This is a genomic window from Actinoplanes sp. NBRC 103695, assembly GCF_030269485.1.
In the GTDB taxonomy this organism is placed as follows: Bacteria; Actinomycetota; Actinomycetes; order Mycobacteriales; family Micromonosporaceae; genus Actinoplanes.
Window position 1 is genome coordinate 288,355 of the sequence record NZ_BSTL01000011.1, and the last position, 17,384, is coordinate 305,738.

Genomic DNA, 17,384 nt, shown 5'->3' on the forward strand with positions numbered 1-17,384 from the left:
ACGCGGGTCCGGCCTTCACTGTCCCTACGAAGCAGAAGCGTCTCTACTGCTCGACGAAGCGTTCCAGGGCCTCGGTGAGCTGGCGGTCCTCGAGGGCGCTGTACACGTTGCGGTCGTTGCCGATGAAGATGAAGAGCGGGCAGGTTTCGTTCTCGCCGGTCAGCTTCGTGTCGAAGATCTTGCGGCGGGTGGCTGCCTCGTAGACCTGGAGGCGGTAGCGGCCCTCCTTCATGGTGATCTTCGAGGGCTTCGGCTTGTCGATGGGGCAGGTCTTGACCTTCGCGGTGTCCGTGGTCACCAGGTCGACGCAGGCCACCAGCTGCACCTTCGTCGGGTCCTTCGGCTCCCAGGCGTTCTTGATGGCGGGCGGTGCGTCGTAGGGGATGCCCACGTAGCCCTTGTTGGTGCGGTACGGCAGGTCCTTGCGGTCGCGGACGCTGATCGCGATCGGGTGCGGTGACAGCGCCGTGCTGTACTTCGGCTGCTTCGGGAAGTACCAGCGGTCGCAGACCCGCTCGAAGTCCTCGGACTTCTTGACCTTCGTGGAGCTGGCCTTCGAACCTGCCGGGACCGAGCCGGTCACACCGACGGGGGTCTGCGGCGGGTTGGTGGTCGGCGGGGCCGACGAGGGCTCGGTCAGGAAGGGCTGCTCACCGGGCGGGGCGTAGCCCTCCGAGGTCGACGAGCCGGCCTTGGACTTGGACTCGGCGTTGCGGGCGGCCTTCACCACTCCGAAGGCAACGGCGCCGAAGCAGCCCACCGCCAGGACACCGACGACGGCTACCAGCGCGATGATCCACTTGGCCTTTGACTTCTTGGCGGGCGGCGCGGGCGGCGGCGCACCGTAACCGGGCCACCCGGGCTGACCAGGCGGCGGACCGGCAAAAGGCTGCCCAGAAAAGGGCTGGCCGGGGAGCGGCTGGCCGGGAGAAGGCGGACCGGAATAGGGCTGGCCCGAATAAGGCGACCCGCCCGGCTGGGCGGTCGGGTCCGACCAGGGCGTGCCGTTGTTCTCCATGCTCAAACTCCCCGTGGATGCGATGCGTCGGCGGCAGACTCTAGCCGCTGGAGATCCCGGATGTGGGACCGTGATGGTGATGAATAAGAAGCGATGGATCATTCCGGGCGTCGTCGTGGTGCTGGTCACCGGCTTGTACGTAGGTAATCGGTCGGGAGACGGGTCCGGGCGGCACCAGGTGCTGGCTCATCGCGGGATCGCGCAGACTTTCCCCCTGGACGGCGTCGGGAACGACACCTGTACGGCCACCCGGATCAATCCACCGGACCACGCGTACATCGAGAACACCCTGCCGTCGATGCGGGCGGCGTTCGCGGCCGGCGCCGACATGCTCGAGTTCGACGTGCAGGTGTCGGCCGACGGCCAGCTCGTCGTCTTCCACGACTCGGCGCTCGAGTGCCGGACCGACGGGCGCGGCGCGGTCAAGGAACATTCGCTCGCCGACCTGCGCAAACTCGACCTCGGGTACGGCTACACGGCCGACAACGGCGCCACCTTCCCGTTGCGCGGCAAAGGCACCGGGCTGCTCACGACGGTCCCGGAGGTGCTCGCCGCCTTCCCGGACCGGGAGTTGCTGCTCGACCTGAAGAACGACGACGCGTCCGAGGGCGAGCGCCTCGCCGACCTGCTCGGCACCCTGCCGCCCGAGCGCCTCGCAACCCTGGCGGTGTACGGCGGGGATGCGCCGGTCGCCGCCGTCGCGAAGCGCCTCCCCCAGGTACGCGCCGCCTCCAAGAAGACCATGAGGGACTGTCTTCTCGCGTACGAGGGAATCGGCTGGACCGGGCACGTGCCGGACAGCTGCCGCCACACCGAGCTGCACCTGCCCCATCGGTATGGCCGGGCCCTGTGGGGCTGGCCGAACCGTTTCGTGGAGCGGATGCGCGAGGCGGACACCCGGGTGATCCTGGTCGCCGGCGACGGACCGTGGTCGGAGGGTTTCGACCGGCGCGAGGACCTGACCGACGTCCCGGACGGCTGGTCGGGCTGGCTGTGGAGCAACCGCGTCGACCTCATCGAGAACTCAGGCCGCTAAGGCAAGATCCTTGATGTCACGGATCTGCGGGATCGGCGACGGCAGCAGCCAGAGGCAGGCGAGGACTCCGCCGGCCGCGGCCACGAGCAGGGCGGGGCGTACGCCGATGCCGGTCGCGAGCAGGCCGCCGACGACCGCGCCGAGCGGGCGGATGCCGTAGTTGATGGTGCCGAAGACGCCGACCATGCGGCCGCGCATCGCGTCGGCGGTGACCGCGGCCTGGACGGAGTTCAGGTTGATGTCGAAGATCATCACGCCGAACATCGACACCGCCTCGGCGGCCACCAGTACCGCGAAGGTCACCCACGTGGGCCCGCCGGCCAGGGCGAGCAGCGCGATCGGGGCGGGGAAGAGGATCGCACCGGCGACAACGCCGCGGCCCACTCCGTACCGGCGGGAAAGGCGCGGGGCCACGACGGCGCCGAGCAGACCGCCGAGCGCGCCGAGGCCGAAGGCGAGGCCGATCAGACCGGCCGACAGGCCCAGCTCGCGGCTGGCGAACAGGACGACCAGGGCCTGCGCGATGAAGGTGAAGAAGTTGATGGTGGTGACGCAGGCGAGGGCGGCCCGCAGGTACGGGTGGCGGCGCACGTAGGTGAGCCCGTCCCGGGGTGACGAGGAGGCGGCCGGCACCGACGGCTCGACCTCGATGCGGCTGATGAACAGCGCCGAGACGATGAAGGACACCGCGTCGACGAGCATCGCGACCGGCGCCGTGAGGAACTGGATGAGGAAGCCGCCGAGGGCCGGGCCGGCCACGAACGACGCCGACCGGGTGGTGCTGAGTTTGCTGTTGGCGTCCACGTAGCCGTCGCGGTCGACCAGCTTGACGAAGAACGACGGGCCGGCGGCCTGGAAGACGACCTGCCCGACCCCGGCCAGCAGCGCCACCACGAAGAGCTGGGCCAGCGTGACGACGCCGAACCAGTACGCGAGCGGCAGGCTGAGCATGGCGGCGGCGCTGATCAGGTTGCCGATGATCAGCAGACGGCGGCGGTGCGACTGGCCGTCCACCCATGACCCGATCAGGATCGAGAGCAGGTTGGGCGTCCAGACGGCCGCGGTCAGCAGGCCGACCTCGGCGGGCGTGGCGGCCAGGGTGGTGACCGCGATCAGGGGCAGGGCGAGCTCGCTGACCCGGTCGCCGAACTCGGAGACGGTCTGCCCGGCCCAGTACTTCCCGAAGCGACTCATGACTCTTCCAGGGGCATGAAGTGCCGGAGGATCCGGACCGGCCGAGCGCCGTCAGGTGGCGTCTCCCGGTGCACGTAGGGGGCGAGCAACTGGTCGATCGCCTCGTCCAGGGCCGCCAGCTCGTCGGCGGTCAGCGCCACGCGGGTGTTGGAGAGGCCCGCGGTGCGCAGCCACTCGGGGGGCAGCGTCGGGCGGACGTCGGTCATCCAGGACGAGACCTGGGCCAGCCCGGCCTCGTACATCTGGTCGGCCAGCAGCTGGGCCGCCGGGTCGTCGGTGGCCTCGATCCGGAAGCCCTTGCCGACCGCGACCCACCAGCGCTGTCGCCGGTCGCCGGGGGCGTCGGCCGGGTCGGCATCGGTGACCAGGCCGAATCCGGCGAGGTGCCGTAGGTGCCAGCTCACGACGGACGGGGTGGCGTTCACCTGAGGGGCCAGCGTCGTGGCCGTGGCAGGGCCGCTGCGCTGCAAGAACGACAAGATTGCCAGGCGTACGGGATGAGCGAGCGCCCGCATGGCCTGTGGATCGGTCAGCGGGACGTCGCCCAGAGGATTCGTGAGAGACATGTTTCGAAAGTAGTCTCTCACAAGCCTGAGAGCAACCTCTCAGGATCCGGCGGCGGCGATCGCGTCCTCGACCCTCGGATAGATCGCGAAGTAGCGTTTCAGTCCGACCGTCTCCAACAGGTTCACCAGGAACGGGCCGGCGCAGGCGAAACTGAGCCAGCCGCCGCGTTCCGAGATCACCTGCTTGCAGGTGATGAAGGCGCTCAGCCCGACCGAGTCGCAGAACTTCAGGCCGGACAGGTCCACGACGATCCGCGGCACCGTACGGTCCAGCAGGTCCGCGAGGGTGGCATGCAGCTTGGCCGCGGTGTCGGAGTCGAGTTCGCCGGTCAGCTTGAGCACCGCGACATCGGGGCAGTGCTCGGAGATCGTGGCTAACATTCCATTTCGCTTTCGATCGCGATCAGTGGCAATCCAGGCTAGAACGCCACAAACGGACGTTGCCGCACACAAGGTCCGATCGCCGAAAGCAATCGGGCCGGACTCCCCAAAGGGAATCCGACCCGATCGAATGAATAGGGCCAAGCCGTTGAGTCAAGCGCTCGGCTCAGCCCGGCAACAGGCGCCTCAGAGCTTGCGCCACTGCCAGCGTGAACCGCGCCACGCGTCTGCCAGGATCATGGCCGATGCCTTTCCTGGACACTGCTGGACCTTCGACTTGCCAGCAGGACCGCCCATCTGGGCCTCGACCTCCCATTGCGCGCCGTCGGTCTTGACGTAGACGTCCCGACGTGCAAGCCGGACGTCACCATTCCACCAGTGATGCTCAACCTTCACGGGTCAACTTTAGGACAGACATGGACTGATCTGCCCGGGTCGAGTTCGCGAAACTTCCTCACCAGCAGGTCAGGAAACATCGTCCGTCAGGCCGGAATTGGCCTTCACATCTTGCCTCAACCCCACCATCTTTGGGCGGTGCCCTTTCCGTTACCCCTGGTAATTCCCCCTGGTCAGGAGCTTGCGACAGAATGCATCCGTCACGACGAAACGGCACCGTCACGTCAGCGATACGTGAGCAGCGGTTCTGATCATGCTGTGAGAGTCCTGAGAGTCACGTCACCAGGTTTCGGCCGCCCACGCTTTTTTTCACAATCCGTGAGGTGGGACGTTCAGTGTCCAGGTCGGAACGTGATCGTGCCACTACGGAACGTCTAACTAGGGCCAGACTAGGAGCACCGAGCACGGGGCGTGATCGACCACGAACCGAGTCGCGTGGCCCAGGCTGCGCGGGCCCACCACCAGGCGATCGCCGTCCCGCGCCACCACCAGCACATCGACATCCGCGCAGGCCGCGACCACTTCACGTTCCGGCCGGCCCCAGCGCATCGCCCGGCCGCACTCCCGCCCCAGACGACGCTCGGCCGCGGTCAGCACCGCCTCGCCGGCCTCCGCCAGAACATCGCCCGCCTGCGTCGGCGAGTTGCGGCCGAGCAGCCCGGCCGAGCCGCTCAACGCGGCCATCGTGTCGTTGTCCACCACGTAGAGCAGGGTGATCTCGCCCTCCTGCCCCCGCGCGGCGTCCACACACGCCTCCCAGGTGCCGTCGGCGAGCCACACGAGCGTCCTCACAAGCCCGACACTCGCAGACTCAGCCACAACGCCGCCACCCCCACGAGCAGACACGCCGGAACGGTCAGCGCACCGAGCCGGAAGAATTCACCGGTCACCGGTGGCTCACCACGGCGATGCAGAATCTGCCGCCACAGCAACGTCGCCAGCGAACCCACATAAGTCAGATTCGGTCCGATGTTCGCGCCCAGGAGAACGGCGAGCACCAGGCCGGTGTTGTGCGAGGCGAGCGGCAGCAACATCAGGGTCGCGGGCAGATTGTTGAGCAGATTCGCGAGCACCGCCGCCAATCCGGCCATCGCCAGCAGACCGAGAATTCCAGAATGGCGCGGCGCCAGCCCATCGATCAGGCGGCCGAAACCACCGCGCCCCGCCGCCAGCACCACGATGCCGAGGCCGAAGACGAAAAGACAGAACCACGGATTGGCGGCGGCCAGGATCGATTTCGGTGTCAAACCCTTCTGCCGTACGCCCAGAGCAAGCGCCCCCAGCGCGGCGATCCACGCCGGATGCACGCCCAGCGGCCCGGCCGCCACGAAACCGGCCAGCGTCATCCCCAGCACGACCAGCGCGTACCGCGGGGCGGCCACCGGCTCGGCCGGCCCGACCGGGCGCCGTACCCGCAGATCACCAGCGAAGTACCAGCGCAGGATCGCGAACTCGACCGCCACCACGGCCACCCACGGACCGGCCATCAGCCCGGCGAACCGCACGAACGACAGGCCGCCCGCGCTCATCGCCAGCAGGTTGGTGAGGTTCGAGACGGGCAGCAGGATGGACGCCGAATTGGCGAGGTGGCTGCACGCGTACACATGAGGCTTGGGTCTGATCCCCAATCGCGCGGCGGTCGCGAAGACCACGGGCGTGAGCAGTACGACCGTCGCGTCGAGGCTCAACGCCGCGGTCACCACGGCCGCGATGACGAAGATCAACTGCAGCAGCCGCACCGGCGACCCGCCACTCGACCGGGCCGCGAGAGCGCCCGCCCACCGGAAGACGCCGGCCCGATCGGCGAGATGCGCCAGCAGCAGCACCGCCGCCAGGAACCCGACGGTCGGCCCGAGCGACCGCACCTCCCGCCAGGCGTCGGCCCACGGCACCAGCCCCGTACCGATCGCAATGCCGGCGGCGGGCACGGCGGCGACCGCCTCGGGCAACCCGCGCGGCCGCACCACAGCGAACCCGAGCACCCCGGCGAGCAGCAACAACGACACCAGGGTGCTCACGGGGCGTGAACTTACCCGCCGATCACCAAGGAACCACTCCGGCGTCGTCGAAGATCCCACCGGTGGGGCCGCCGTCGGGCAGGGTCGCCAGGTGGATGGCGATCGCGGCGCCCTGCTCCGGGGTGCGTACGCCTCGGTGGCCGTTGAGGTCGGTGGCCACGAAGCCGGGGCAGGCGGCGTTGATCAGGATGTTCGTGTCGCTCAGCTCCCGGGCGTACTGGACGGTCATGGCCGTCAGGAAGGACTTCGACGGGGCGTACGCGCCGGAGATCGGGCCCGTGTCGAAGTCGCCGCCGGCCTGCCTGGTCAGCGAGCCGACGCTGCTGGACATGTTCACGATCCGCGGAGACTGCGAACGGCGCAGCAGCGGCAGCATGGCGTTGGTCACCCGGACGACGCCGACCACGTTCGTGTCCACGACCCGCAGCACGGTCGCCGGGTCGACCACGGTCGGCGCCTGCGGCATGCCACCCGTGATGGCAGCGTTGTTGACGAGCACGTCGAGCCGGCCGGCCCGCTCCTCGATCAGGGAGGCGGCGGCGGTCACGGTCGCCGCGTCGGTGACATCCAGCGGTACGCCGAACGCGTCCACTCCCGCCGCACGCAGCTTCGCCACGGCCGCCTCGCGACGTTCCTCGTCCCGGGCACCGACTCCCACACTCCAGCCGAGCGCGCCCAGGCCTGCCGCGATCTCATACCCGATGCCCTTGTTCGCGCCGGTGACCAGCGCGATCGTTTGTTCGCTCATGCATTTCAGCCTGGTCGCCGGGGCGTCACGGCTCCAACACCGTCTGGGTGCGGATCGATATCCCCCGGGTATCGATCCGCTAGTAGCGTGAAGGCATGGAGACGCGGGAGCTGCGGTACTTCGTCGCGGTCGCCGAGGAACTGCACTTCGGTCGCGCCGCCCAGCGACTCGGCATGGCGCAGCCACCCCTGTCCCGGGCGATCCGCCAACTCGAGCGGCGCCTCGGCGTGGACCTGCTGGAACGCACCAGCCGCTCGGTGGCGCTCACCGACGCCGGCGCGGTGCTGCTCCGCGAGGGCCGGGCCGCCCTCGACGCCGTGGAGGCCGCCGAACGCCGCACCCGGCGGGCACACCCCGGCAGCGGCGCCGGCCTGGTGCTGGTCACCAAGGCCGCGGCCGCCACCGAGGTGCTGGCGAAGATGCTCGACGCGTACGCCGCCGAACCCGGCTCGGTCCCGGTCGACGTGGTGCTGTGCAGCGTCGGCGAGCAGGAGGGGATGCTGCGCGACGGCCGCGCCGACGTGGCGCTGCTGCACAAGCCCTTCGACTCGATCACCGGCTTCGACGTCGAGGAACTGCACAGCGAGACCCAGGTCGTGGTGCTGCCGGCCGGGCATCCGCTGACCACCCGCAAGCACCTGCGCATGGCCGACGTCGACGCGCTGCCCGACCTGCCGATGGCACGCTGGCCCCGGCGCGACGGCACGTACGGCGGCGGGCCGGGCCCGGAGATCCACGACCAGGCCCAGCTGCTGCAGCTGATCTCCCTCGGGCGCGCGCTGGTGGTGCTGCCCGAGTCGGTCCGCCCCTACCTGACCGAGGGCCACGCCACCGTCCCGGTCCTCGACGCACCCACCGTGACCACGGTCATCGCCTGGCCACCGCACAGCACCTCACGCGCCCTGGCCGGCCTGGTCCGAGCCGCCACCGGCCTGTAGGGCGGGATATCAGCCGCCGATCTCCTGGGCCTGGTCGGTGACCGTGACACCCTCGGCGAAGCTGACGATCTGATCGTCGCTCAGCCCGGCGGATGCGGGCACATCCACCTCGACGTTTCGTCCCTTGGCGTCTTTGAAGAAGAGCCAGCGCGTGTCGGACAGCTTGCCCTCGTCCGCGAGCGGGAAGCCCATCCGACCCTTCCGGCCGTTGATGTCCACCTCGGTGATCGGCGACTCGTCGGGGAAATGCGACAGGCCCTGGAGCGACACCACGATGCGGCCCTCGAAGCTGATCGGGTCGCCGGGCTTCTGCGTGATCTCCTGGCCGGGCGGGGCCACCACGAACGCCGACTTGTCCGACGAGACCACCTCCCATCCGGACGGCACGGTGCTCACCTCGAAGCCGACCGGCTGCTTGCCGGTCCAGCCGACCAGCTGCACCCGCGACGCCGCCGACACGGGCGGTCCGGGCGGCTTGGGCGACTGGGGACCAGCACCGCCGACGGGCAGGGCGAAGGCGGCCCCGGCGACGATGGCGGCGGCGGCACCTCCGGCGACGGCGAAGCGGCGACGGCGACGGTCGGCCACCGCCCGGTGCCCGCGGGCCACGTCGGCGGCGACGGCCTCGGCGTCGGTACGGCCGGGCTCGACGGCCCGCGGCAGGTTGCGCAGGACATCCAGTACGTCGGGCATGTCAGATCCCCTTCATCGACAGGTGGGCGTGGGCGGGAAAGGTGTCGCGCAGCCGTTGCAGTCCGCGGGCGGCCTGGCTCTTGACGTTGCCTTCGCTGCAGCGCATGGCGTCCGCCGTCTCGGCGACGCTCAGCCCCTCCACGTAGCGGAGCACCACGGCCGCCCGCATCCCGGCGGGCAGCGTGGCGAGCAGCGCGAGGACTTCTTCCTCGTCGCTGCGCGGGCCGTCGGCGAACGAGGCGATCGGCACGTCGGGCAGTTGCGCGTGCACGCGTTCCCGCCGCCAGAACGGCCTGCGCCGCTCGTCGATCGCCTCGTTGACGACGCACCGCCGCGCGTAGGCGTCCACGGTGTCCGGCCGCACCCGCGACCACGCCAGGTACATCCGGGTCAGCGCCGTCTGCACGATGTCCTCGGCTCGCGCGAGGTCACCGGAGACGAGCAGCGCGGCGACGCGGACCAGGCCCGCTCGCCGCGCCGTCACGAACTCCGTGAACTCGCGATCCTGCTCAGAATCTCGTCTCAACACGCCCCTTGTACGAGATCGCTACGCCGTTGGTTGCACGGCGGGCTCCCATGGCTTGACGAAGTCGTTGGCCGGCCAGCCCTCGGCCGCGGACATCAGGCTGTAGGCGGTCGCGCCGTCGACGGTCTGCCGGATGATGTCGGCGTGGCCGGCGTGGTGGGCGACCTCTTCGATCAGGTGCAGCAGCACCCAGCGCACCGACCAGTTGTCGTACTCCTGCGGGTTCCACGGCACGCTCTTGTCGATCGGCACCGGCTGGTCCAGGTCGAGCGTCGCGACGGCCCGCGTCGTCTCGGCGGCCACCTCGTCGTAGAAGGCGAGGATGTCCTCCAGGGTCTCGCCCTCGGCGAGGTCGAAGTGCTGGTCCCACTCGTGGGCACGGGGGTGCGACGGCGGCCGTTGGAGTGCCGTGTCGATCCAGCCGGCCTCGGTGTAGGCGCAGTGCTTGATCAGGCCGCCGACGCTCAGTTCGCTGGCACTCGGCGTGGCCCGCAGTTGCTCGGGCGTGAGGCCGTACCCGGTGAGCTTGAGCAGGTAGCGGCGCTGTTCCAGGAAGGCCAGCAGGCCGTCGCGCTCGTCGCTGACCGGGCGGGTCTGACCAGGCATATCGTGCTCCTTCGTCGTGGTTGGGAACAACGTTAGGAGGAATTGCGGCCACTTTCCGGCCGCATGGCGATGACTTTCCGGGATTCCCGGTCCACGTCGGTGACCCAGCCGCCGACGCGGCCCAGGCGCAGCAGCACGTCCTTGCGGGCGGGGAGCTCGGTCTGGTCGCCGGGTACGGGTGGCCAGGCGGCGCGGGCGGCGCTCGCGGGGGCGAGCAGCGGGCGCAGGGCGGCCACCGGGTCCGGCGCGCTCAGTTCCGTACGCAACGCCTGCAAGGTCTCCAGCACCTGGTCGAGCGCCGCACCGACGGCGTCCGCGTTGCCGCCGCACATCGCCGCGATCAGTTCCGGCCGGGTGGCCGCCACCCGGGTGCCGTCCCGGAAGGACCCCGCGGCAAGCGAGGCCGCGAGGGGGTTGCCCTCGATCACGCCGGTCAGGGCCGCGGCGAGCAGATGGGGTACGTGACTGATGCCGGCCACCGCGCGATCGTGCTCGGCCGCCGTCGCCGGCACCACACGTGCGCCCAGCGCGGTGATCAGCCCGGCCAGGTCCAGCCAGTCCGCCGTGTCGGTGTCCGGCTCCAGGCACAGCACCCAGGCGCAGCCGACGAACAGCCCCCGGTCGGCGGCCCGGAACCCGGACGTCTCCTTGCCGGCCATCGGGTGCCCGCCGACGTACCGCAGGTCTCCCGTGAGCTCACGGACCGGCTCCTTGATGGACGTGACGTCGGTGACCAGGCCCGGGTATCCGGCCAGGTCGGTGAGCACCGCGGGCAGGGCCGGGAACGGCACGGCCAGCACGCACACGTCGGTGTCCCGCAGCGCGTCCCGGATCGTGCCGGCCACCTGCCAGCGGGCGCCGGATCTCGCCTGGGCCGCCGCGGTGCGTGCGGTGGCCCGGGTGGCCGGGTCGGCGTCGAAGCCGACCGCGCGGTGACCGGCGGCCGCCAGCGCCTGGAGCACCGAGCCGCCGATCAGGCCGAGTCCGAGCACCGCGACGTCCACGAGGAGGAACCCTAGCGGGGGGACGACCAACCCGAACCGACAACACAATTGTCCGTTTCGTCACTAGAGCGACACGATGCATCGGGTTACTGTCATTTTGTGACATACGGGGGCAAACTTATCGCCGGGGCGGTTGTGGCGACGCTGGTGACGGTCGGTGCGGCCCCGGCGCGGGCGGCGTTCTCCGCGACGCCTGACGCACTGCCCGGGTTCAACGGGACCGTGCTCGCGGTGGCGTACTCGGAAAACACGCTCTACGTCGGCGGGGATTTCACCTCGGTCGTGGTCAAGGGGAAGGCCATCGCCCGGAGCCGGTTCGCCGCGGTCGACGCGCGCACCGGTGAGTTGCTGAGCTGGGCGCCGGCCGCCGACGGGCGGGTCAAGGCGCTGGCCGTCAACGGATCGGCGGTCTACGCGGCCGGCGACTTCGGCACGGTCAGCGGCCTGACGCGGGACAGCCTGGTGAAGCTCGACGCCGTCACGGGGGCGGTCGGGGGCTTCAAGCACAACCTCACCGGCAGGCCGTACGCGCTGGCAGCCGGCTCCGGGCGACTCTATGTCGGCGGCGCGTTCACCGCGGTCGACGGGCAGCCGCGCACCCGCCTCGCCGCGTTCAACCTGAGCGGCGGCAGCCTCGACAGCACCTGGAAGCCTGCCGCGGACGACCAGGTCGAGACGCTCACCGCCACCTCGGGCCGGATCTACGCGGGAGGCAGATTCCGCAAGGTCAACAGCGTTTCCGGGTACGACCGGCTGGTCGCTCTCGACCCCGCCGCGGGGTCGATCGTCACCGGATTCAAACCCAAGGCGACCGTCATCACGTACGCGATCGCGGCCGGCCCGGACGGCGTCTACTCGGCGCACGGCGGCCAAGGCGGCACGGCCAACGCCTACTCGACCGGCGGCACGCTCAAGTGGACGGCCACCTTCGACGGCGACGCGCAGGCGATCGTGTCCTACGGCGGCGTCGTCTACGTCGGCGGCCACTTCGACCGGGCGTGCAAGACAGCGCGGACCGGCCCGCAAGGGGTCTGCCTGGACGGCTCGTCGGCACGGATCAAGCTGGCCGCCCTGGCGCCCTCGACCGGGGCGCTGAAGTCCTGGACCGCCAACGGCAACGGCATCGAGGGCGTGCTCACGATGGCCACCACCTCGACCTTCGGCGCGCTGGCCGCAGGGGGCGCCTTCACCACCGTCAACGGCAGATCGGTGAAGAGGCTCGCGCAGTTCAGCTGACAGGCTTTACCCGGAAATTGGGCCGCATCCTTTGGGCGGGGATGCGGCCCTCCGTGTGTCCTACGGCTTGCAGTGGTTCTTCTTCTCCCACGCCTTGACCGTGGCGACCGGGCTCTTGCTGCCCTTCTTACGCCACGAGTCCAGGTAGGTCTTCGGCCAGATCACGCCGCGGCGGGTCTTCCAGTCGCCGGTCTTGGCGCACGGCGGGGAGATGCCGAAGTGCAGGTGGCACACATTGTTCGCGTTGCCGGTGCGGCCGACTTTGCCGAGCAGCTGACCGGCGCTCACCCGTACGCCCGCCTTGATCCCGCTCTGCACCTTGCTGAAGTGCGAGCCGTAGTAGCGCACGCCGTCGTCACCCAGGAGCGACACCGAGAGCCCGCCGTTGTTCGGGCCGTCCGGCGACCCCTTCTTGTAGGTGTCCTTGAGGCTGACCTCCAGGACCTTGCCGCTCGTGGTGGCCACCACCGACTCGCCGCAGTCCGCGAAGATGTCCGTCGCCGGGTACTTGCCGTGCGTCGGATGGTAGGCGACGTTCGAGGCCTTGACCGGGAACACGTACTTGACGTCCGTCCGGGGCGCCGCGGACTTCTTCGGAATGGCTTTCGCCGGCTGCTTGGCCGGCGGCGTGGTCGACGAAGGCGACGTCGGCGCGGCGGCGGACGACGGCTCGACGAACACCGGCGTCGCGGCCACCGGCGCGGTGTCGGTGCCGGCGTCGCTCGCGGGCGCGCCGCAGCCGGCCAGGCACAGAGCCAGAGCGGTCAGTCCGGTGAGGGTACGGAGGCGAAACACCGCGCCATCCTGACAGACCTCGTCCGATCCCGCTGCCCTGGTCATCCGGACTAGGGTGGATTCAGACCGAGGCTGAAGGAGATTGGCATGGGTGAGCGGCACGGCATCTGGCCCGCGGCGCAACCGCCGCCGCCCGGGTGGCTGCCGGCCGGCGCCGACACCCCGCCGGCGATGCCGCCCGGCATGCTCGCCGGGCACCCGCCCCGCCCGGTCTACCGCGAGCCGCACCCGATCGCCACCGCCCCGCTGCTGTCCGGCATGGCCGCGGCCATGGTCTGGCTCGCCGCGTTCGGTTTCCTCGGCCGCGACCTGGCCGGCTACGCCTGGTGGACGGTCGTTGCCGCGGTCACCGCCTGGGCGGTCGCCCTGATCCTGAGCGTGCTGGGCGACCGCGGCGTGGCGACCGGTGTGGCCATCGTCACCGGGATCGGCCTGTCGATCGCGATGGGCTTCGTCACCTACCGATGGGTGACGACCCTGGACTGGCCGCTGTGGTGAATGTCCAGGTCTGACACCACATTTCATAGACGTACGGTGTGGCTTTGGTGGCGCAGCGCACTCGGTCTTGACGAACTCCGCCGCGCTCGGCAGCCTCTGCCCCATGGCCACTTCCCCACAGCGGCTTGACGCCTCTTCCCCACAGCGGCTTGACGCCCCTTCCCCACAGCGGCTTGACCCCGACCGGCGCCGCCGGCGACTCGAACTTCTGGCTGCCCTCGCCGACGCGAAGGCCGCGCGCGACCACACGCAACCCGTGCGACTCCGCGGTGCCCGCCTGCGCGAGTTGATCGCCGTCCGCCGCCGCCGCGTCGTTTCCTGACACTCCTTCGGGGTGTGGCGCTTCGCCAGCGCCCGCGTACCGGCTAGCGTTTGTTCGCGCCAGGACATCGCAGTGGGGGAATCGTGTCGACTTTTGCTGCCGCCGTCGCCCGGGACAAGAACGGCTGGACGGCTTCCGAGATCGAGCTGACCGGCCTCGCCGACATCGACGAGGTCGCCGACCGGCTGCTCGACGTCGAGCCGGAGGCGGAGGTCTCCGTGCTGTTCGTCGAGGCCGACGACCAGTACCTGGTGATCCTGCGCCTGGACGAGGGTGAGGACCTGCGGGTCTTCGGCTCCGACTCGGCCTTCGCCGAGGAGTCCCGGCTCGGGGCTCTGCTGCTGGGCGACATCGAGGCGCCCGCCATCGACCTCGACGTCGCGTCCACCGTCTCGGCGGACGAGGATCACACCGACGAGGAGGAGGCCGACGACGATCCGGTGGCGGATCCCGACGTCGACCCGGTCGGCGACTCCGAGATCCTCGCCGACCTCGGGGTCAGCTCGTCGAGGCTGCTGGCCTTGTGCGCGCAGGAGGGCCTGATGCCGTCCGACGTCACGGCGTCGGTGGCCGAGAAACTGGGCTGCGCCGACGAGTTGGAAGAGCTGCGCGAGGCGTGATCGCCAGGCCGCTCCACGTCGCGTGGATGCGCCGCGCGCTCGAGGTGGCGACGTCCCACGCCGCTTCCGCCGGGCCGTCGTCCCACCCTGCTTCCGCCGGGCCGTCGTCCGAGCCCGCTTCCGCCGGGCCGTCGCCCCAGCTCGCTTCCGCCGGGCCGTCGTCTCACCCGGGCGACGTACCGGTCGGTGCGATCGTCCTCGGGCCGGACGGCGTCGAGCTGGCGGCGGCCGGCAACGAACGCGAGGCCCTCGGCGACCCGACCGCGCACGCCGAGATCCTCGCCCTGCGCCGGGCTGCCGCGGTGCTCGGCACCCGGCGGCTCGAGGGCTGCACGCTGGTGGTCACGCTGGAGCCGTGCACGATGTGCGCCGGGGCGCTGGTGCTGGCCCGGGTGTCGACGCTGGTCTTCGGCGCGTGGGAACCGAAGACCGGCGCCGTCGGGTCGCTCTGGGACGTGGTGCGGGACCGGCGGCTCAACCACCGGCCCGAGGTCTACTCCGGGGTACTGGCCGACGAGTGCGCGACCCTCATGCGGGAGTTCTTCCGCCTCCCTTAGGGCGCGCCGCCTCCCTCAGGGCGCGCCACGCCCCTCAGGGCGCGCCACGCCCCTCAGGGCGCGCGACCTCCTTTGCGCGCGGCCTCCCTCAGACGCCTTCGATCGCCGTGTCGAGGCCGATCTGGACCATGGAGGAGAAGCCGGTCTCCCGCTGGGCGGAGTCCATCGCCTCGTTGCGCTTGATGTGGTCGCTGACGGTCAGGATGGTCAACGCCCGGGCCTTGTAGCGGGCCGCGATCGTGTAGATGCCGGCCGACTCCATCTCGACGGCCAGCACGCCGTAGTCGGCGAGCTTGTCGTACAGGTCAGGCCGGTCGGTGTAGAACATGTCCGACGCCAGGATCGGACCCACCCGCATCGGGGTGCCCCGCCGCTCGGCCACCTCGACGGCCGTCCGCAGCAGCGTGAAGTCGGCCACCGGCGCGTAATCGACCAGCCCGTCGAACCGGGTCCGGTTCATGTTGGAGTCCGTCGCCGATCCGATCGCCGCCACCACGTCCCCGAGGTGCAGATCCTCGGCGAGCGCCCCGCACGACCCGATCCGGATCACATCACGGACCCCGTACTCGTTGATCAGCTCATGGGTGTAGATCGAGGCCGACGGCAGACCCATGCCGGACCCCTGCACCGACACCCGCACGCCCTGCCAGGTCCCGGTGAACCCGAGCATGCCCCGCACCTGCGTGTAGCACTTCGGGTCGTCGAGAAACGTCTCGGCGATCCACTTGGCCCGCATCGGATCCCCGGGCAGCAGGACCCGCTCCGCGATCTCGCCCGGCTCGGCCCCGATGTGCACGCTCATGCGTCGCCCCTCCGTCGATCAGTGGTCTCGGCATCGATCCTGCCAGCCGCTCTCGCCGTCGATCCTGCCAGCCGCCGTCGGCGCCAGTCCCGGCAGTCGCGAAGGTGGCAACCCGGCGGCGGGCCGGATCCCGGGTCCGGTAATCTACTTCGCGGTGGTGTGTCCGAGCGGCCTAAGGAGCACGCCTCGAAAGCGTGTGAGGGTGCAAGCCCTCCAAGGGTTCAAATCCCTTCACCACCGCCAGCAAGCAGGGCAGACGCCCGGTGACTCCGAGTGAGTCACCGGGCGTCTCTCTGTCTGGCCTCAGTTGACACCGCGGACGTCTACCAGTCGAGAACGACGCAGGTGGGGCGTGGTGACAGAGCCCGGCCTCGAAGAGCACCGGGTGATCGTCAGGTGCCGCGGATCGTGAAGACCGGCGAGGTGGCGCCCGTCCGGCTGGGATTTCCCGGGGCGAGGGCACGGTAGGAGTACGTCCCCACGCCCGGTGGGGTGGCCAGGATGCTGAACCGGTCTTCGCCGTCGGTCGTGCCCCGGTTCACGGTTCGCCAGGTGCTGCCGGTGAGCCGCTGCAACTGCACCTCGGTGCCCGAACCGTCGGGCTCCAGCGTCCCGGTCACCGCGACGTTGGTGCCGGCCGGCACCGAGGTGGACGCCGGGCGGGCGGTCACCGACCAGCGGAAGTTCGGGAAGAGGTACGTCGGGGCGATGATGGTGGCCGGTTGCTCGGGGACGTTGTCACTGGTGATCCAGGCGCAGTGGCCGAGGGCGGCGCTCGTGCCGGTGAGCGTGGAGTTGTACACCCCGGACGCGTTGGTGCGGCCGTCCGGTGAGCGGATGTCACCCTCCGCGCAGCTGTTGTCGTAGTTCACCGTGACCGGCACGCCTTGCAGGGGCTGGCCGCTGTCCCGGTCGATGACCCGCACGGTCCGGGTCAGGTTGCCGCCGACCACGGCCGGCTGGGGCGAGAAGGTCAGCGTCAGCACCGGCTTGTTGCTGCTGGTCACCTCGATCGACGGCACGTCGATGACGGTCGACGGGTCGATCTCGAGCAGGGCCCACGACGAGTCACGGGCGAAGATCAGGTCGGGCTTGTAGGTGCCGCTCGCCCAGTCCGAGGTGACCGCGACGCCGCCGGTCCAGACGCCGTCCTGCTTGGTGCCGCTGACCAGGCTCAGCACCACCCAGCGGTTGTTGATCCGCACCGCCGGGAAGGACTCCTGGCCGGCGAAGAACGGTTGCTCCACGACCTCGGTGTCGTCGGTCAGGCGGGCGCTGACCACCAGCAGCTTGGTCTGCAGCCCGGAGACGGCCACCGTCTCCCGCGAGAACGTGATCGAGTGCAGCTCGGGCGGTGTGTTGCCGGCCTTGACCGGTGCGGCGAGACCGGCCGTGATCAGGACCAACGCCGCGATTCCGCGTATCACGTC

The 17,384-nt window shown here is 70.3% G+C and carries 21 protein-coding genes and 1 tRNA gene; 7 read left to right on the forward strand and 15 right to left on the reverse strand.

What is annotated here, in order from left to right:
* Window positions 1-43: 43 nt before the first annotated feature.
* The gene (locus tag QSK31_RS21810; protein ID WP_285686101.1) at window positions 44-1,018 is read right to left on the reverse strand and encodes a hypothetical protein; all 975 of its coding nucleotides are present in this window, start codon (window positions 1,016-1,018) and stop codon (window positions 44-46) included.
* Between the two features lie 79 nt (window positions 1,019-1,097).
* Here QSK31_RS21810 and QSK31_RS21815 point away from each other — a divergent pair, with 79 nt between their 5' ends.
* Entirely contained in the window at window positions 1,098-2,054 is a 957-nt protein-coding gene (locus QSK31_RS21815; RefSeq protein WP_285686103.1) for a glycerophosphodiester phosphodiesterase family protein, read from the forward strand.
* Here the strand turns inward: QSK31_RS21815 and QSK31_RS21820 are convergent.
* From QSK31_RS21820 to QSK31_RS21850, 7 genes are all read right to left on the reverse strand, one after another.
* The gene (locus QSK31_RS21820) at window positions 2,043-3,248 is read right to left on the reverse strand and encodes an MFS transporter (RefSeq protein ID WP_285686104.1); all 1,206 of its coding nucleotides are present in this window, start codon (window positions 3,246-3,248) and stop codon (window positions 2,043-2,045) included. The two genes, QSK31_RS21815 and QSK31_RS21820, sit on opposite strands and share 12 nt — an antisense overlap.
* A complete protein-coding gene (locus QSK31_RS21825) occupies window positions 3,245-3,814 on the reverse strand; it encodes a helix-turn-helix domain-containing protein (RefSeq protein ID WP_285686105.1) in 570 nt (189 codons plus the stop codon). The genes QSK31_RS21820 and QSK31_RS21825 overlap by 4 nt, the downstream gene beginning before the upstream one ends.
* Window positions 3,815-3,853: 39 nt before the next feature.
* Complete coding sequence (locus tag QSK31_RS21830; RefSeq protein WP_285686107.1) at window positions 3,854-4,195, reverse strand: STAS domain-containing protein; 342 nt, start codon at window positions 4,193-4,195, stop codon at window positions 3,854-3,856.
* A gap of 186 nt (window positions 4,196-4,381) precedes the next feature.
* Entirely contained in the window at window positions 4,382-4,591 is a 210-nt protein-coding gene (locus QSK31_RS21835; protein WP_285686108.1) for a hypothetical protein, read from the reverse strand.
* A 378-nt stretch (window positions 4,592-4,969) separates the two neighbouring features.
* A complete protein-coding gene (locus QSK31_RS21840) occupies window positions 4,970-5,383 on the reverse strand; it encodes a universal stress protein (protein ID WP_285686110.1) in 414 nt (137 codons plus the stop codon).
* A complete protein-coding gene (locus QSK31_RS21845; RefSeq protein ID WP_285686112.1) occupies window positions 5,380-6,609 on the reverse strand; it encodes an SLC13 family permease in 1,230 nt (409 codons plus the stop codon). Before QSK31_RS21845 ends, QSK31_RS21840 begins: the two co-directional genes overlap by 4 nt.
* A gap of 22 nt (window positions 6,610-6,631) precedes the next feature.
* Window positions 6,632-7,357 (reverse strand): SDR family NAD(P)-dependent oxidoreductase, encoded by a 726-nt coding sequence (locus QSK31_RS21850; protein WP_285686114.1) that lies wholly within the window; start codon window positions 7,355-7,357, stop codon window positions 6,632-6,634.
* Between the two features lie 95 nt (window positions 7,358-7,452).
* Here QSK31_RS21850 and QSK31_RS21855 point away from each other — a divergent pair, with 95 nt between their 5' ends.
* The gene (locus QSK31_RS21855) at window positions 7,453-8,295 is read left to right on the forward strand and encodes a LysR family transcriptional regulator (protein WP_285686116.1); all 843 of its coding nucleotides are present in this window, start codon (window positions 7,453-7,455) and stop codon (window positions 8,293-8,295) included.
* Between the two features lie 9 nt (window positions 8,296-8,304).
* On the opposite strand, the gene QSK31_RS21860 is transcribed toward QSK31_RS21855, so the two are convergent.
* Genes QSK31_RS21860 through QSK31_RS21875 form a run of 4 tightly spaced genes read right to left on the reverse strand, consistent with a single transcriptional unit; the run spans window position 8,305 to window position 11,124 of the window.
* Window positions 8,305-8,988, reverse strand: a complete 684-nt coding sequence (locus QSK31_RS21860) for a hypothetical protein (protein WP_285686118.1) — start codon at window positions 8,986-8,988, stop codon at window positions 8,305-8,307.
* Between the two features lies 1 nt (window position 8,989).
* The gene (locus tag QSK31_RS21865; RefSeq protein ID WP_285686119.1) at window positions 8,990-9,517 is read right to left on the reverse strand and encodes a SigE family RNA polymerase sigma factor; all 528 of its coding nucleotides are present in this window, start codon (window positions 9,515-9,517) and stop codon (window positions 8,990-8,992) included.
* 18 nt (window positions 9,518-9,535) lie between these two features.
* A complete protein-coding gene (locus QSK31_RS21870; RefSeq protein ID WP_285686120.1) occupies window positions 9,536-10,120 on the reverse strand; it encodes a DinB family protein in 585 nt (194 codons plus the stop codon).
* Between the two features lie 32 nt (window positions 10,121-10,152).
* Window positions 10,153-11,124 (reverse strand): prephenate dehydrogenase/arogenate dehydrogenase family protein, encoded by a 972-nt coding sequence (locus QSK31_RS21875; protein ID WP_285686121.1) that lies wholly within the window; start codon window positions 11,122-11,124, stop codon window positions 10,153-10,155.
* 99 nt (window positions 11,125-11,223) lie between these two features.
* Here QSK31_RS21875 and QSK31_RS21880 point away from each other — a divergent pair, with 99 nt between their 5' ends.
* Window positions 11,224-12,360, forward strand: a complete 1,137-nt coding sequence (locus QSK31_RS21880) for an NHL repeat-containing protein (RefSeq protein WP_285686122.1) — start codon at window positions 11,224-11,226, stop codon at window positions 12,358-12,360.
* A 60-nt stretch (window positions 12,361-12,420) separates the two neighbouring features.
* Here QSK31_RS21880 and QSK31_RS21885 read toward each other — a convergent pair whose 3' ends face one another.
* The gene (locus QSK31_RS21885) at window positions 12,421-13,200 is read right to left on the reverse strand and encodes a M23 family metallopeptidase (protein ID WP_502872992.1); all 780 of its coding nucleotides are present in this window, start codon (window positions 13,198-13,200) and stop codon (window positions 12,421-12,423) included.
* 126 nt (window positions 13,201-13,326) lie between these two features.
* On the opposite strand from QSK31_RS21885, the gene QSK31_RS21890 reads away from it, so the two are divergent.
* From QSK31_RS21890 to QSK31_RS21900, 3 genes are all read left to right on the forward strand, one after another.
* On the forward strand, window positions 13,327-13,653 hold the full coding sequence (locus QSK31_RS21890; protein ID WP_285686176.1) for a hypothetical protein: 327 nt from the start codon (window positions 13,327-13,329) through the stop codon (window positions 13,651-13,653).
* Between the two features lie 405 nt (window positions 13,654-14,058).
* A complete protein-coding gene (locus QSK31_RS21895; protein WP_285686125.1) occupies window positions 14,059-14,595 on the forward strand; it encodes a tRNA adenosine deaminase-associated protein in 537 nt (178 codons plus the stop codon).
* Window positions 14,596-14,621: 26 nt separating this feature from the next.
* Window positions 14,622-15,152 carry a nucleoside deaminase gene (locus QSK31_RS21900; protein WP_285686177.1) on the forward strand — a complete coding sequence of 177 codons (531 nt, stop codon included), beginning with the start codon at window positions 14,622-14,624 and terminating at the stop codon, window positions 15,150-15,152.
* 88 nt (window positions 15,153-15,240) lie between these two features.
* Here the strand turns inward: QSK31_RS21900 and deoD are convergent, their stop codons facing one another.
* On the reverse strand, window positions 15,241-15,954 hold the full coding sequence (gene deoD / locus QSK31_RS21905; protein ID WP_285686126.1) for a purine-nucleoside phosphorylase: 714 nt from the start codon (window positions 15,952-15,954) through the stop codon (window positions 15,241-15,243).
* Window positions 15,955-16,107: 153 nt separating this feature from the next.
* On the opposite strand from deoD, the gene QSK31_RS21910 reads away from it, so the two are divergent.
* Window positions 16,108-16,197, forward strand: a tRNA-Ser gene (locus QSK31_RS21910).
* Between the two features lie 149 nt (window positions 16,198-16,346).
* Here the strand turns inward: QSK31_RS21910 and QSK31_RS21915 are convergent.
* Entirely contained in the window at window positions 16,347-17,381 is a 1,035-nt protein-coding gene (locus QSK31_RS21915; RefSeq protein WP_285686127.1) for an Ig-like domain-containing protein, read from the reverse strand.
* Window positions 17,382-17,384: the final 3 nt, after the last annotated feature.